Consider the following 15,485-nt stretch of genomic DNA (forward strand, 5'->3'; position numbering starts at 1 on the left):
AAAACTGCACACTTATTGGCCAAATAGCACGTTTACCAATTCATTCCCGTCATACACGGAATTATATATATATTTAAGCGTTATTTATACAAATTATGATCAAGCGCCTGAATACCGTAGTTGCCATTACTATTATGGCCCTGTTAACATCTTGTGCCGCAAGTTATAAACCTGTCAATCCCCCCATGCTGCGTTACCAGTCGATTGGCGACGACAGTACTTTTTCCTATCAATATAATGTGCTTGCCAAAGCAAGAAACAGAAAACTGGCCAAAAAAGAAGCAAAATATGGCATGCGGGTGGTGGCGGTAAAGATCTACAACAATACAGGACAAACGCTCGTGTATGGCACCAACTTCAAGATCTATTCAGGCAATAGTGAAGTTCGATTGCTTGAAACAGATGTTGCTACATTCAGAATAAGACAAGTAGCTCCTTATCACCTGTTTTATTTGTTACTGTCGCCCACGAAGCTTACTGTCTCCGATTTCAATAGCAGTAAATCGTATCCGATTGGATTGGTAATTGGTCCCGGTTTGGCTATAATTAACGTGGCTGTGGCCTCTACTGCCAACAAAAGATTCAGAGAAGAGTTGACCGCTTATGATATTACGCAAAGACCAATTGCAAATGGAGAAACATTATACGGTTTAATTACTGTAAAGGATACTGACTTTGCACCGTTGTCGTTGCGGGTGGGAAGGTAAGTTGAAGAAGAGTAGAGAGGGATTCCCCAAAACCCGTGTTGGAGGCATGTGTTCTTGTCATTCGTTAATTTTTAACACTACATTACCCTTTTTTCGTCCTGTGTCAACATATCTATGTGCGTCTATTATCTCGTCCATATTAAAGGTTTTGTCAATTACTGCATTTAACTCTCCTTTTTCAAATAGTTCTTTTAATAGTTGTAGTTGTTGTTTAGTTTCCGAAGCATATCCTGAACTGACACTTTTGTAAACACCGTTTTCGTTCAAGAGATTTCTACATTCCTTTTTAGTGGTTTTACCAACAGCGTCAAAGATTATATCAAATTTGTCTTTTTGTTTGGTAAAGTCTTCTTTGTCGTATTGGACAATGTTCGTAACTCCCAATTCACGAACAAGGTTCTGTCCTTCGGAACTACAAACAGCGGTTATGTCAGTGTTGTAATGTTTTGCTATTTGGATTGCTGCTGCCCCTACAGAACCCGTAGCCCCAATAATCAAAATTTTTGCGTTTGGTCGTTGGGCTATCTTTGCTTTATCCAAAAAGTGGATTGCTGTTTGTCCGCCAAAAATGATAGTTGCCGCATCTTCGAAAGTGGCATTGGTGGGCATTTCAATTACGTTCCCGTTTTGATTGACGGCAATGTATTCTGCATAAGTCCCAAATTTAAAGCCTGTCATACCGAATACCTTGTCCCCAACTCTGAATTTAGAAACTTTGTCACCAATACTTTCAACAACACCTGAAAAAACAGTCCCTAAAATAGGCTTTCTCGGCTTTGAAACACCTAAAACTAATCGCATAATCACTTTCATAAACCCCTTGACATCAAGACTTCTTACTCTAACATCTCCTGAATTTATAGCAGAAGCAATTATTTTGATAAGTAATTCGTTTTTTTTTACTGTCGGCTTATTTACATCCTGAATTTGAAGAACTTCAGGCGGTCCGTATTTTGTGCAAATTACTGCTTTCATTTTGTCAGTCATTCTAAATCTTATTTTTTTATTCGTGATATTGTGTTTTGAAATTATTGCTCACGTTTACGGTGTCCGTTACACTTGCCACAAACGTTTTGCAGCTTGCCGAAGGCGGGGCTTTCGGAGCACCAAACTTTCATGCAAGCACAAATGTTTATTAATGCTCTACTGTTCATTTTACCACTTTCGCCCCGCTTTTGGCAAGGTACTGTTATGCAATCGCCAGCCGCACACAGATTATTTTAGCTTCTCCACAATTGTCTGCATAAGTTGGTCGCATTGACTTTTGTCAGCTTTTAAAATGTCGCTGTCGTAAGTTTCTTTTCCGTAATTAGAATAGGTCGAGGTCATGCTTGAGAGTAGTTTTTTGATATTTTTTAGCGAGTCTTCGTCCGAAATGTCTTGATATATCCCGTTTATTTTTTGGGTCGTCACGTCAAGGTCCCAACTGCCAAAATTAGGATTGTTAACGTCAAGCGAGTCCTTTTGTACACGCTTACGTTTACAAAGGTCTATGCAGATATTGTCGGGACTTTTTTTGAGATAAATGATATGTACTAATGTACAAGGATTTTCCGACATGTACCGCCGATTAAAACGGCGTATGTCAACTTCGGGCCGCAGTACCAGCACACTAAACAATTATGCCCGTCATCTTGCTCAAATGGCCCTTCATTTGAATTGTTTGCCAACCGAACTAGAAGACGATCAAATCGAAGATTATCTGTATCTGTTACAGCAACAGCACAATACTCCATCTGAAAGTTACTTCAAACACACGGTGTTTAGTCTTCGTTTCTTGTTTCGCCTGGAAGGGTTGGACCAAAAACGGGTTGCACTACCTTCCATTGAGCGCCAGGAGAAATTACCAGTGGTGCTCAGTCGGGAAGAAATGAAACAATTGCTCAAAGCACCCACCTTATTAAAGCATCGCATACTCATTGGATTGCTCTATGATTGCGGTCTGCGTTGCCTGGAAGTGCGTACGCTGCAAATCAAAGACGTTGATCTCAATCGCCGCATGGTGCACGTTCGCCAAAGCAAAGGTAAGTAAGACCGTTATGTACCTATTGGAAGTGTGCTGGCCGATGGCATCAAAAAATATTTGGATGCCGAACGACCTACAAAGTGGCTATTCAATGGCAAAGGCGACCCCTCTATTGAAGGTCGTAAAGGGGGCGACTTCGATAGCCGGTATTCCCAACGCGGTGTGCAGTGGGCCGTTAAGGAAGCAGTGAAGCACACCGGTATTAAAAAAGAAGTTTCGGTACATACCCTTCGACATACCTATGCTACTCATTTGCTGGAAGACGGTACGGACATCATGACCATCCAAAAACTATTAGGCCATGAAAGTATTGAAACCACGATGATCTATCTGCATGTGGTTAAGCCATCAGAACGTCCACCACTTAGTCCACTTGACCGCTTGTATGGCAAATAACCCATGCGGCCTGCCTTTGAGGTCGCTACTATACTGAACTGTTACTGGGACAAGGCCAATGAACAACTGAAGTTGAACGGATGGCAATGGCGTACGCTGCATGCCATCCGCCGCTGCCGTACTGCCGATATGGGTGGCCATATTGATCAGTGCGATCAGTGCGATCAGTGCGATCAGTGCGGCTACCTGCATATCAGCTACAATAGTTGTCGTAACCGTCATTGTCCTAAGTGTCAGGGTCAGCAGCGGGAAGCCTGGATGGAAGCCCGCCAGGCCGATCTATTGCCGGTTCCGTACTTCCATGTAGTTTTTACTTTGCCCCAAGCCATCAACAGGATATGCCTGTATCAACCGGCTACGGTTTATAATCTTTTATTCAGTACAGTATGGAGTACCATACAATCATTTGCCGAAGATGAAAAATACCTGGGTGCCACCACCGGAATGATTACCATATTGCACACCTGGGGGCAAACCTTGTCACTGCATCCACATTTGCATTGTATTATTCCAGCTGGCGGAATTACCAAAGACTGTGTGTGGAAGTTCACCCGTAATAATGGCAAATTTTTGTTCCCGGTAAAAGCACTCAGTTCAGTCTTTAGAGCTCGTTTTGTAGCAGCATTACGCAAAGCATTACCCAATGAACCAAAAGCATTCTTTAACAGCTTATTCCAAACCAATTGGGTAGTATACGCAAAGCGACCGTTCGGCGGCCCGCTTCAAGTGATAGAATACCTCGGCCGGTATACCCATAAAATAGCTATCAGTAATCATCGTATCACCGATATAGGTAATGATGCCGTAAGCTTTACTTATAAAGACTATCGTCAGGATGGTGTACAAAAACAAATGACACTGGATGCCACGGAGTTCATCAGACGATTTGCTTTACACATTTTACCCAAAGGCTTTGTACGCATCCGGCATTATGGTATACTGAGCAGCAAGCTGAAAGTAACAGCACTGCCGGTCATCTGTAAACAGTTGCAACATCCCGGGCAACCCGAAGCTGCGGTGATCCAACCTGTTACAGTTACCCAACCCATTGAACGCACATGTCCCTGCTGTAAAAAAGGGATCATGCAGTATGTAATGGGCTTTGACTTCCGTGGGCCGCCGCCATTGTATCTGTTAAAAGAATTACTAAAAGATGGTATTAATCCTGCTCTGTCAAAAACGGCTGTGTAGCGCGGCCTGGGATTTTTTTGGATAGAAGTCAGGAAACAGACCGCCAAATCCCTTATGAATACTAAATACCAGCAATGGTTAATGTAAAATAATTGTTACTGAACGCTTTTTAGAAAACAACCTGTTTATCCGGCATCCCTATTATACTCCCGAAGCCTGCTAAGGCATCTTTATCTCCAATGCAATCCCCATAATTATTATTCCGGCTACCGAAGGTTCCGTGCAACATTAAGCTTCATCGTTGGCGCTTCGCACCCGACGAAGGTTAGTTGTTGCCTGCAGTTATTTTGGGTACTCGCAATTTTGAATATGTCTGTTAAAGAGTTCAAAATAGAGATACTTGTCAAACTCAAATTTCAGCTTACCATCGCTGTTCGAGATTGTCCAGATAACTGAATTGTCAGTTTTGTCAATAGTGATAGCGATACCTCCGCAATCATAATCTCCACATTCTGCACAACAGTAAATCAAAATTTCAGGATTAGATAATTCTTCTCGGGTCTTTTCTAAATACCATTCAAATTCATCATCAGTCCAGTTGTCAGGATACAGCTGTCTAATTTCTTTGTCAGAAATACTCTTCCCTAAAAACTGTTTGACCTTAATTATATCAGTTTTTCGATTTGCTGATGAGCCTAAAACTCCAATCCAACTGTCCAAAATACTACCTTTCGATTTATAAAAAGTGTCAATCAATGATGACAAAGGTTTGTCGTCAATAAAAAATTCGAGAAACTCTTTGTCCGACTTGATTAGTCCTTTATGGGTTAAGCTAGTATTTCCTTTAGGCGTTTTGTCCGCCTTTGTGAGTTGTTTAAGAGAATTGATAGTATTGTCAACCAAGCTACCTTGTCTACGATATTTTCTAAGGGAAAGTTTGTCCATATAATTGCAGGCAACGTTTTGGCGCTTGGTGAAGAAGCGGATTTCGAGGCACTAAACTGTCTGCCTGCACTGAACTTGATACGAAGAACAAAGCTTCATTTAAGCACTGAGGCCGCTTTTTTGCCAAACGCCTGTTAGCAGTAATAGTTTTAGTCTTTAAAGCTCTTACCGCCAACATAAAGGTCAAAGTTTATTGATAGTCCTAAGTCATTCATTCTTTTGATGTCGTCAGTGTCGATATTGTGTCCACCAATCATTCCATTTCCGTTATGAATATCCATAGCAACTTGAATATAGCCATTTGCTTTGTCAACAAGTCGTCTTATACCGTCTTTGTCTTGTTCTAAAAGGTCAAGAAGTTTTTTCAATTTGTCTTCAAACTCGTCAGGCTCAGGATTAGGCAGAATTTCAAAATGGCTAAAAGTATGATGCGATTTTCCGCTTTTTCTGAGGTCGCCCTTATTCCAAAATTCTGTTGGAGTTAGACTTGTCATTGCTTTTAATTCGTCCGCTGATAGCGTTTCAGATGTTGCTCTGAAGTAAACTCTATGAAATGCTTCTGTTCCAACACCTGTACCTTCATTTGTCTTTGTGTTAATATAAACTGCGAAATAAAATCGTTCTTCAAGCACGGGTAGGTAAGCAATAAGAAACTCGCCTTTAGTGTCACGGTCGATACGGTCAACTTTGAGCTTGTTGTCGGTATAAATTGGACTATGAATTTCAAGATACTGTTCTGTCACCCCAAGTGTCTTTACCTTGAATTCTTTTTCTATAAGTTCTATGGCTTGTTGGTCGGTCATACTATTACTGCTAACGGCCACAGCTTTGCGTTCGGCAGGGTATTTGAAAAACGTCCAGCCCGGAACTGCAGCCGATTAAAGATACTGAAGTTGAAAATATATTCTGTTGCTAATCCGTGTTCGGTCAGCTGGATATGTAGCTGATAGTAGCACTGCCGATGAGGATTTATTCGTTGCCCCCTGCTGACGCAAAACTGCCTGTTATATGCCGTTGTTAGTCGGTATACTCAATGTCATACTTGTTCAGCAGTTTTTTGTTTTTGTCAACAAACACCAATGTCTCAAAATGCTTTAATGGTTTTTCCCAAAGTGCATTTAATTTTTCCTTCAGTTCAACAAAGTCATTGTGCATTTGCTGGTCTCTGTCAATAAAGTCATGTGGAAATCTGTCTTGCTTAACAGAAAAAACTTGATACCACTTTTTATAGTTTTGAATCTTTGTCTTTTTTGGTACAAAAACTTGATTACCCTCCCAAATACTTGCAATTTGTGTATTGTGAACAACTACGTTTCTATAAGTCCTTATTTGTAAAGCTGTAGTGGAGTATTCTTTCCATTCCTTTGACTTTGAAAAATATTCGTCTAGTATGTTTGCTCGGCTTATTAACTTTATTGGGGCGGTCTTTCCTTTACTTAAATAGTGTTGATATGTGCTTGCATAGTATTTGTCATACCAATCTTTTGCAATATCAAGGAACTTCCCTTTGCTAAGTTTTTCTAAAACAGTAGTCTGTTTTTCCTCGCATTCAAGACTAATAAAATATAGTTGGGTCAGAAACTCTTCGGCCAGGTCACAAGCACTTCCCAAATGAGCATAAAAGTTTTCAAAATAGGAAAAGTGTTTATTAGTCAAGCATTGTCCCGCATATACTAAGTTCAGAAACACAGAATAATGAATGGACGACAGTTCTTGCAAGTCTAAACTTATATTTTGTCTGGGTCTAATTTTGTCATTTGGATTTATTACAGCGCTATCAATTCTTTTTGTAATTGGAGTAACAAAGCGTTGCCAAAATAATTCAGAGTTTTTAAAGTTGTCAATAACAATGTCGCCATAAGCGGTTTCATATTTGTCGCCAATGGTTTTGTAGGTAAATGTCTTGGTCAGGTCTGATAAGGCTTGTAAAGTTGTTTGGAGTGGCATTTACAATGGCATATAACGGGCAGGGCTTTCTGCTGTGCTGATATTCCGTGATTAGTCAGCCCGAACCGATGCTGAGTAAAGTTACTGCAGTTGAAATTATATCCTGTTACTCGGCTTTATTCGTTCAGCCCGGACTGCAGATGATAAGCGAACGGAACGATCAGTATATATCCGTCAGCCAGCATAGCAGAAAACCTCATGTTGTGTGCTGTTATTTTCCGTCGAGTGGTTTCCAATTTTCGTCTCTTTGTTCGTCTTTTGATGGTTGCCTTACATTAGATAACATTTCTCTATCACATGCTCCAAATTCTATAAAGTTTCGCTGTGCTTGTTTTAAAGACATTGGATTTGCTCCGCCTTCATAGTTTGGGTCATCAAGTTTGAATAGGGTCGTTTTCCCAATAACATACTAGGCAAATGTCATAAGAACCATTTGGTTCATGCTTAAATGTCTTATAACCACAACAAGGGCAACCAAACTTCATTACCAGTTAATCATTTTGATGAAATTGTCAAACTTTTCAATTCCCTTGTTGGCAGGATATTGCCTTTCAAACTCGACTGGCTCATTTGGTTTTGGATAATATTTAAACCACCACTTTTGTCCTTCGACATCAAACTCAATGTGAAGAGCTTCTCTATTCCACTCCATAGGATTGTAAATGCCAACAACTAATTTGTCCATTGATGTATATCCAAAAAGGCGTTGAGATAGCCCTGACATTTTAATGTGTTTAACAAGCAGGGCAATATTGTCTTGGTACTGTCCCTGAAACCATTTAGTGAAATGCTCTTCAATGTCGTCCCATGACCTAACAGTTGCAGTCTGAGCCTTATAGTTGAATATAGATTTTCGGTCTGTCATAATAGTACACAACGGCTCGGGCTTTCTGCTGTGCTGAAATTCATAGCTCGTCAGCCGAATAAGTTACTAAAGATAAATAGAATTACAAATGTTGAGGTGAGCAGTGTCAGCCAGCATAGCAGAAAACCAATGTTAGGCGCTTTTTGTTGTCTTAATGAATGCTTGTGCTCGTTTACGAATGTGTCCGTCTTTGTCGTTTAGAAATGGCTCAATAAGCTTTTCGTCATTTGCAAATTCGCCGGCAAAACACAACGACCACTCTCTGTGTCTTGCGATGCTGTCACTGTTGTAATGAGTAAAGAAGTCATTCCAATTGTTCTTATCAACATGCTCCGCTAAAACAAAACCAATACTTTTTCTTACACTTTCGTCTCTGGTAAGTTTGTCAAGTTGAAGCAAGAAGTCAAAGTCAGAAACTGACCAAATATTTGATAGTGCCGTAATGGCTGTCTTACAAACTTCTATGTTTTCTGCTTTAGTCAATAATTTTATCTTGTTATGAGCTTTTGCACTCTTCAAATTTGATAAAGCGTTTATTGCTGCTGTCACAACAAATTGATGTGGGTTGTCCAAGTAAGCAAGCAGTTTGTCTTCTAATTGAATTCCCTTTTCATTTTTACCAATCGCCTCAATAGCAGAACGAAGATGTGTCCAGTCTTGATTTGTCAGCAAACCGCTTAATGCGTTAATAGCTTTGTCTGAACTGTTGAGAGCAAGTGCAGTATAAGCATTCCAGCAAACGGGTGGTGGTTCTTTGGTAAGTTGAACAAGTTCGTCTACCGGTTTGTCGTACGGAATGTCTAAACCATATAATGTGTCCGGTCGTGTCATAATTAAGACTGTGCAAATTGCGCATAACGTTCGAGTATTTGCGAAGACAGGGAATTCATTGATTGTTCCGCCCGATACAAATGCCCATTTGAAAATATATTGTTGAAGTTAAGAACTAAAGTGAACATTTAACGTCGTGCCCGAACCTCAGTTGATGCCTGCCCATAGCTGATGTTTTATTGTCCAGCCCTGCTTTTGCAAATACTTTTGTTGGCAGCAGTAAGATTCTCGGTTGTCCAGCCCTTTGTGTGAAATGCTTTAGTCACTCAAATTGAGCAAATAATTTGCAATGGTTTGTGTCTCAGCACTTGTGAATATTGGTTTAAAATATCCAATGTAGTTGAGAAGTTCACTTACCGTCAAAACCTTTACATACTGAAACTCATCGTTTGGTTTTGAATTGGTCAATACAATTAGGTTTCTTATTGGTATTTTTCTGTCTCCCCAATGATGTTGCTGAAGTCTTAGTCTGCCACTTGAAATATTGTCGGTTAGTGTTTTGAAGAGTGCAAAGTTTGTTCGTTTTACTTGTTGAACCGGAGAACGCAAATCCAAACTCTTTAATGATTTTTCACTCCAGTTTTTCGTCTCAATAAGAAAAAGTCCAGAAGGCGTAACAAGCAAATGGTCAATTTGAATTGATTTTATATAGTCATTTTCTTGCCGATTGTAGATAGCTGGATGAAAACTTAGGGAAAAGTCATTTATTAGAACATTTTCGTCAGATAAGTTTTCTAATTCTTTTACAACTTTATGTTCACCCAATGCTCCATAAATTGAATTTTTCACTTCGTCAATTACACGCTGTTTATGCTCAAGTTCTTTTATCATTTGTAAAGAGCTTTCGTTAACGGCGTTGCTAAAATACATAGTGATATAGTTGTTACGATTAATTTTGACCTGATGTTGACCAACTAATTCCCTTATAGCGTAATTCACATTATTATTCAAGTTGGCTTCTAAATCTTGAAGTTTCTTAGTATAAGTTCGACGCTTTGTATAGTTGACAAATCTTTTAATAAAATTCAAACCAGTTGAAGGGGATAAGCTGATTAGCTTTTGCTTAACCTCTTCAATCTCACTAAGAAAACTGTTTTCAAAGTGAGCTTTGTCTGTTTTAATAGCAATTTCTAACTGTGAAATTTCTGCAGCAAGAGTAACCTTTTCCTTTTCTATCATTTGTTCGTGGTCTGAAATAATTTGCTGTCTTAAAGTCGGAAAGTTCTTTTGAAAACTAATTACCTCGTTTAAAGAATTGAACCCATTTATATTGTGTCGCTTTAAATGTGTTTTTACCGTTGTTAAACAACCAACAGAGTTATGAACTTTGCACATTTTTCTTTGTCAAAATTTTGATGGTTGTGTCCTGAACTTATTGCTGCTAACACTTAAATATACGCCGTTAACCGGCTTCATCTAAAAAAATCCTTATTGATAATCAAAGTTGTAGTATTCGCCTTTTTCATTGTTACGGCACAAATACAAAATAATATTATTACCAGTCAACCTTTCCGCTACGCTACAAATCATCCAAAGGGCTCTCAATATTAATAAGTGCCTTCTTACTAATGTGCAGATAGCGCTCGGTAGTTTTAATGTTAAAATGGCCTAACAAATCCTTGATGTATTTTATATCTGTTCCTTTTTCAAGTAAATGTGTGGCAAAACTATGTCTGAGCGAATGTATACCCACTTCTTTTTTTATCCCCGCTTTGCCTTTTGCTGTCTGAAATATTTTTTGAATTGTCCGGATAGGGTATAAGGTTCCGGTTTGTTCCGATTCAAAAAGATATTCTTTGGGTTGGGGAGTATAGTTTTTTATATACGACCTCAATATATCCAACAGCACTGGGCTTAAGTTTACATATCTGTCTTTCTTCCCTTTCGCATTTTCCACAAATATCTGCATCCGGCCACTATCAATATGCTTTATTTTTAGTGCTGTTATTTCGCTTACTCTTAATCCCGCACTGTATGCTGTAAACAACATGGCTTTATGTTTCAAGTTGTTTAATGCATTAAATAACCTTGCCAATTCATCTTCACTTAATATTTTGGGTAAAATCAATTGCTTTTTGGGCCTCGGTATTTCCCAGAAAAACTTTTCTCTCCGTAAAACTTTTTCATAATAAAACTTCATTGCGTTAATTCGGCTATGTAAAGTATTCTCCTTTAGTCCCAGTTTTTCATAGCAATAAATCAGGTATCGCTTAAGCATGTCTGGTGTCAGTTCATCAGCAGGCATATCTTTGACGATAGTTAGTAATTGCGTCATTTCATTCAGGTAAGTACGGATTGTGGAGGAGCTATAAGCTTTCAACTTTAATACTTGTTCCATAGCTGGCAAAACATGTTTATTTACAGATGAAATAGTCGTCTGAATTTTTAAACGGTTTTGCTGAATAGTTGTTATAGATGGTTGAAATACCGACATGTTTACTGATAAGTACGGGCTTACCGGGTTTCCTTTCTTTTTTAATTCCAGATAAGGTTTCAGTTCTTCAATGCCTGATTATTACCAAAATATACGCCTATACATTCCCTGTTCCTGTAAAAAGTGGTTTTAATACAACTTTATCCATATTCCTGGTTTTTAGCTTTTGGACACGACATGCTTGTTCTGCGTACAGGTCGAGTAGATAAGGACATTTCAGTCCAAACCTCTCACAAAACCGTACGTGAAGCTCTCGCTTCATACGGCTTTTCATTGTCAAACATTAGGGAATCACACCTTGCTTCCAGTGTTCAAATAGTAGTGGCTCTTTCGTAGCTTTTCTACGAGCCCATAACATCAGCCGATGGTTTATATACCTTAGCCTGAGTTTGAGCTCGGACGGATAAAACTTGCCATAGCTATTGAACCATCCTCTTATTTTTGGATTCAGTTCATTCGCTATTAAACCAATGTTAGGCGCTTTTTGTTGTCTTAATGAATGCTTGTGCTCGTTTACGAATGTGTCCGTCTTTGTCGTTTAGAAATGGCTCAATAAGCTTTTCGTCATTTGCAAATTCGCCGGCAAAACACAACGACCACTCTCTGTGTCTTGCGATGCTGTCACTGTTGTAATGAGTAAAGAAGTCATTCCAATTGTTCTTATCAACATGCTCCGCTAAAACAAAACCAATACTTTTTCTTACACTTTCGTCTCTGGTAAGTTTGTCAAGTTGAAGCAAGAAGTCAAAGTCAGAAACTGACCAAATATTTGATAGTGCCGTAATGGCTGTCTTACAAACTTCTATGTTTTCTGCTTTAGTCAATAATTTTATCTTGTTATGAGCTTTTGCACTCTTCAAATTTGATAAAGCGTTTATTGCTGCTGTCACAACAAATTGATGTGGGTTGTCCAAGTAAGCAAGCAGTTTGTCTTCTAATTGAATTCCCTTTTCATTTTTACCAATCGCCTCAATAGCAGAACGAAGATGTGTCCAGTCTTGATTTGTCAGCAAACCGCTTAATGCGTTAATAGCTTTGTCTGAACTGTTGAGAGCAAGTGCAGTATAAGCATTCCAGCAAACGGGTGGTGGTTCTTTGGTAAGTTGAACAAGTTCGTCTACCGGTTTGTCGTACGGAATGTCTAAACCATATAATGTGTCCGGTCGTGTCATAATTAAGACTGTGCAAATTGCGCATAACGTTCGAGTATTTGCGAAGACAGGGAATTCATTGATTGTTCCGCCCGATACAAATGCCCATTTGAAAATATATTGTTGAAGTTAAGAACTAAAGTGAACATTTAACGTCGTGCCCGAACCTCAGTTGATGCCTGCCCATAGCTGATGTTTTATTGTCCAGCCCTGCTTTTGCAAATACTTTTGTTGGCAGCAGTAAGATTCTCGGTTGTCCAGCCCTTTGTGTGAAATGCTTTAGTCACTCAAATTGAGCAAATAATTTGCAATGGTTTGTGTCTCAGCACTTGTGAATATTGGTTTAAAATATCCAATGTAGTTGAGAAGTTCACTTACCGTCAAAACCTTTACATACTGAAACTCATCGTTTGGTTTTGAATTGGTCAATACAATTAGGTTTCTTATTGGTATTTTTCTGTCTCCCCAATGATGTTGCTGAAGTCTTAGTCTGCCACTTGAAATATTGTCGGTTAGTGTTTTGAAGAGTGCAAAGTTTGTTCGTTTTACTTGTTGAACCGGAGAACGCAAATCCAAACTCTTTAATGATTTTTCACTCCAGTTTTTCGTCTCAATAAGAAAAAGTCCAGAAGGCGTAACAAGCAAATGGTCAATTTGAATTGATTTTATATAGTCATTTTCTTGCCGATTGTAGATAGCTGGATGAAAACTTAGGGAAAAGTCATTTATTAGAACATTTTCGTCAGATAAGTTTTCTAATTCTTTTACAACTTTATGTTCACCCAATGCTCCATAAATTGAATTTTTCACTTCGTCAATTACACGCTGTTTATGCTCAAGTTCTTTTATCATTTGTAAAGAGCTTTCGTTAACGGCGTTGCTAAAATACATAGTGATATAGTTGTTACGATTAATTTTGACCTGATGTTGACCAACTAATTCCCTTATAGCGTAATTCACATTATTATTCAAGTTGGCTTCTAAATCTTGAAGTTTCTTAGTATAAGTTCGACGCTTTGTATAGTTGACAAATCTTTTAATAAAATTCAAACCAGTTGAAGGGGATAAGCTGATTAGCTTTTGCTTAACCTCTTCAATCTCACTAAGAAAACTGTTTTCAAAGTGAGCTTTGTCTGTTTTAATAGCAATTTCTAACTGTGAAATTTCTGCAGCAAGAGTAACCTTTTCCTTTTCTATCATTTGTTCGTGGTCTGAAATAATTTGCTGTCTTAAAGTCGGAAAGTTCTTTTGAAAACTAATTACCTCGTTTAAAGAATTGAACCCATTTATATTGTGTCGCTTTAAATGTGTTTTTACCGTTGTTAAACAACCAACAGAGTTATGAACTTTGCACATTTTTCTTTGTCAAAATTTTGATGGTTGTGTCCTGAACTTATTGCTGCTAACACTTAAATATACGCCGTTAACCGGCTTCATCTAAAAAAATCCTTATTGATAATCAAAGTTGTAGTATTCGCCTTTTTCATTGTTACGGCACAAATACAAAATAATATTATTACCAGTCAACCTTTCCGCTACGCTACAAATCATCCAAAGGGCTCTCAATATTAATAAGTGCCTTCTTACTAATGTGCAGATAGCGCTCGGTAGTTTTAATGTTAAAATGGCCTAACAAATCCTTGATGTATTTTATATCTGTTCCTTTTTCAAGTAAATGTGTGGCAAAACTATGTCTGAGCGAATGTATACCCACTTCTTTTTTTATCCCCGCTTTGCCTTTTGCTGTCTGAAATATTTTTTGAATTGTCCGGATAGGGTATAAGGTTCCGGTTTGTTCCGATTCAAAAAGATATTCTTTGGGTTGGGGAGTATAGTTTTTTATATACGACCTCAATATATCCAACAGCACTGGGCTTAAGTTTACATATCTGTCTTTCTTCCCTTTCGCATTTTCCACAAATATCTGCATCCGGCCACTATCAATATGCTTTATTTTTAGTGCTGTTATTTCGCTTACTCTTAATCCCGCACTGTATGCTGTAAACAACATGGCTTTATGTTTCAAGTTGTTTAATGCATTAAATAACCTTGCCAATTCATCTTCACTTAATATTTTGGGTAAAATCAATTGCTTTTTGGGCCTCGGTATTTCCCAGAAAAACTTTTCTCTCCGTAAAACTTTTTCATAATAAAACTTCATTGCGTTAATTCGGCTATGTAAAGTATTCTCCTTTAGTCCCAGTTTTTCATAGCAATAAATCAGGTATCGCTTAAGCATGTCTGGTGTCAGTTCATCAGCAGGCATATCTTTGACGATAGTTAGTAATTGCGTCATTTCATTCAGGTAAGTACGGATTGTGGAGGAGCTATAAGCTTTCAACTTTAATACTTGTTCCATAGCTGGCAAAACATGTTTATTTACAGATGAAATAGTCGTCTGAATTTTTAAACGGTTTTGCTGAATAGTTGTTATAGATGGTTGAAATACCGACATGTTTACTGATAAGTACGGGCTTACCGGGTTTCCTTTCTTTTTTAATTCCAGATAAGGTTTCAGTTCTTCAATGCCTGATTATTACCAAAATATACGCCTATACATTCCCTGTTCCTGTAAAAAGTGGTTTTAATACAACTTTATCCATATTCCTGGTTTTTAGCTTTTGGACACGACATGCTTGTTCTGCGTACAGGTCGAGTAGATAAGGACATTTCAGTCCAAACCTCTCACAAAACCGTACGTGAAGCTCTCGCTTCATACGGCTTTTCATTGTCAAACATTAGGGAATCACACCTTGCTTCCAGTGTTCAAATAGTAGTGGCTCTTTCGTAGCTTTTCTACGAGCCCATAACATCAGCCGATGGTTTATATACCTTAGCCTGAGTTTGAGCTCGGACGGATAAAACTTGCCATAGCTATTGAACCATCCTCTTATTTTTGGATTCAGTTCATTCGCTATTTCTACTAAATTGACAGTCGTTGTTTCAAGTGCATGACAGGCCTTTACTTTCTCCTTTATTGCTTTGATCGACTTTTTGCTTACTGCAGGAAGAAAACTAGTGAAACATTCACTTTTCTTATCTCTGGCTGCTC

At 38.5% G+C, this 15,485-nt stretch carries 17 protein-coding genes and 1 pseudogene; 3 read left to right on the top strand and 15 right to left on the bottom strand.

The window, feature by feature from the left end; genetic code table 11:
* Positions 1–95: 95 nt before the first annotated feature.
* Entirely contained in the window at positions 96–707 is a 612-nt protein-coding gene (locus FAM09_RS14765; protein WP_136577883.1) for a hypothetical protein, read from the top strand.
* Between the two features lie 57 nt (positions 708–764).
* Here the strand turns inward: FAM09_RS14765 and FAM09_RS14770 are convergent, their stop codons facing one another.
* Complete coding sequence (locus tag FAM09_RS14770; RefSeq protein ID WP_208025562.1) at positions 765–1,694, bottom strand: NAD(P)-dependent alcohol dehydrogenase; 930 nt, start codon at positions 1,692–1,694, stop codon at positions 765–767.
* A 571-nt stretch (positions 1,695–2,265) separates the two neighbouring features.
* Between FAM09_RS14770 and FAM09_RS31240 the strand changes: the two are divergent.
* A pseudogene (locus FAM09_RS31240) lies at positions 2,266–3,129 on the top strand (tyrosine-type recombinase/integrase).
* A gap of 3 nt (positions 3,130–3,132) precedes the next feature.
* Positions 3,133–4,320: an IS91 family transposase gene (locus tag FAM09_RS14780; RefSeq protein ID WP_136577884.1), complete on the top strand. Its 1,188-nt coding sequence runs from the start codon at positions 3,133–3,135 to the stop codon at positions 4,318–4,320.
* Between the two features lie 282 nt (positions 4,321–4,602).
* On the opposite strand, the gene FAM09_RS14785 is transcribed toward FAM09_RS14780, so the two are convergent.
* From FAM09_RS14785 to FAM09_RS14845, 14 genes are all read right to left on the bottom strand, one after another.
* A complete protein-coding gene (locus FAM09_RS14785; RefSeq protein ID WP_136577885.1) occupies positions 4,603–5,205 on the bottom strand; it encodes a hypothetical protein in 603 nt (200 codons plus the stop codon).
* Positions 5,206–5,354: 149 nt separating this feature from the next.
* A complete protein-coding gene (locus FAM09_RS14790; RefSeq protein ID WP_136577886.1) occupies positions 5,355–6,008 on the bottom strand; it encodes a DUF4279 domain-containing protein in 654 nt (217 codons plus the stop codon).
* A gap of 214 nt (positions 6,009–6,222) precedes the next feature.
* On the bottom strand, positions 6,223–7,152 hold the full coding sequence (locus FAM09_RS14795; RefSeq protein WP_136577887.1) for a hypothetical protein: 930 nt from the start codon (positions 7,150–7,152) through the stop codon (positions 6,223–6,225).
* Between the two features lie 211 nt (positions 7,153–7,363).
* Positions 7,364–7,555 (bottom strand): CPCC family cysteine-rich protein, encoded by a 192-nt coding sequence (locus tag FAM09_RS31560; RefSeq protein WP_394347812.1) that lies wholly within the window; start codon positions 7,553–7,555, stop codon positions 7,364–7,366.
* Complete coding sequence (locus tag FAM09_RS31565) at positions 7,527–7,637, bottom strand: CPCC family cysteine-rich protein (RefSeq protein ID WP_208025565.1); 111 nt, start codon at positions 7,635–7,637, stop codon at positions 7,527–7,529. The genes FAM09_RS31560 and FAM09_RS31565 overlap by 29 nt, the downstream gene beginning before the upstream one ends.
* Positions 7,637–8,017 carry a hypothetical protein gene (locus FAM09_RS14805; RefSeq protein ID WP_136577888.1) on the bottom strand — a complete coding sequence of 127 codons (381 nt, stop codon included), beginning with the start codon at positions 8,015–8,017 and terminating at the stop codon, positions 7,637–7,639. The genes FAM09_RS31565 and FAM09_RS14805 overlap by 1 nt, the downstream gene beginning before the upstream one ends.
* Before the next feature lie 132 nt (positions 8,018–8,149).
* Positions 8,150–8,848: a HEAT repeat domain-containing protein gene (locus FAM09_RS14810; RefSeq protein ID WP_136577889.1), complete on the bottom strand. Its 699-nt coding sequence runs from the start codon at positions 8,846–8,848 to the stop codon at positions 8,150–8,152.
* 258 nt (positions 8,849–9,106) lie between these two features.
* Positions 9,107–10,183: a nuclease-related domain-containing protein gene (locus tag FAM09_RS14815; protein WP_136577890.1), complete on the bottom strand. Its 1,077-nt coding sequence runs from the start codon at positions 10,181–10,183 to the stop codon at positions 9,107–9,109.
* Between the two features lie 184 nt (positions 10,184–10,367).
* Complete coding sequence (locus FAM09_RS14820; RefSeq protein WP_136577891.1) at positions 10,368–11,282, bottom strand: tyrosine-type recombinase/integrase; 915 nt, start codon at positions 11,280–11,282, stop codon at positions 10,368–10,370.
* Between the two features lie 283 nt (positions 11,283–11,565).
* Positions 11,566–11,754, bottom strand: coding sequence for a group II intron maturase-specific domain-containing protein (locus FAM09_RS31570; RefSeq protein ID WP_136577919.1), 189 nt, complete (start codon positions 11,752–11,754; stop codon positions 11,566–11,568).
* A gap of 1 nt (position 11,755) precedes the next feature.
* Positions 11,756–12,454: a HEAT repeat domain-containing protein gene (locus tag FAM09_RS14830; protein ID WP_136577889.1), complete on the bottom strand. Its 699-nt coding sequence runs from the start codon at positions 12,452–12,454 to the stop codon at positions 11,756–11,758.
* A 258-nt stretch (positions 12,455–12,712) separates the two neighbouring features.
* Positions 12,713–13,789, bottom strand: coding sequence for a nuclease-related domain-containing protein (locus tag FAM09_RS14835; RefSeq protein WP_136577890.1), 1,077 nt, complete (start codon positions 13,787–13,789; stop codon positions 12,713–12,715).
* Positions 13,790–13,973: 184 nt separating this feature from the next.
* On the bottom strand, positions 13,974–14,888 hold the full coding sequence (locus FAM09_RS14840) for a tyrosine-type recombinase/integrase (protein ID WP_136577891.1): 915 nt from the start codon (positions 14,886–14,888) through the stop codon (positions 13,974–13,976).
* A gap of 283 nt (positions 14,889–15,171) precedes the next feature.
* A partial coding sequence (locus tag FAM09_RS14845) for a group II intron maturase-specific domain-containing protein (RefSeq protein WP_317130690.1) occupies positions 15,172–15,485 on the bottom strand: 314 nt, incomplete at its 5' end.

The organism is Niastella caeni, from assembly GCF_004834005.1.
GTDB classification, from domain to species: Bacteria; Bacteroidota; Bacteroidia; order Chitinophagales; family Chitinophagaceae; genus Niastella; species Niastella caeni.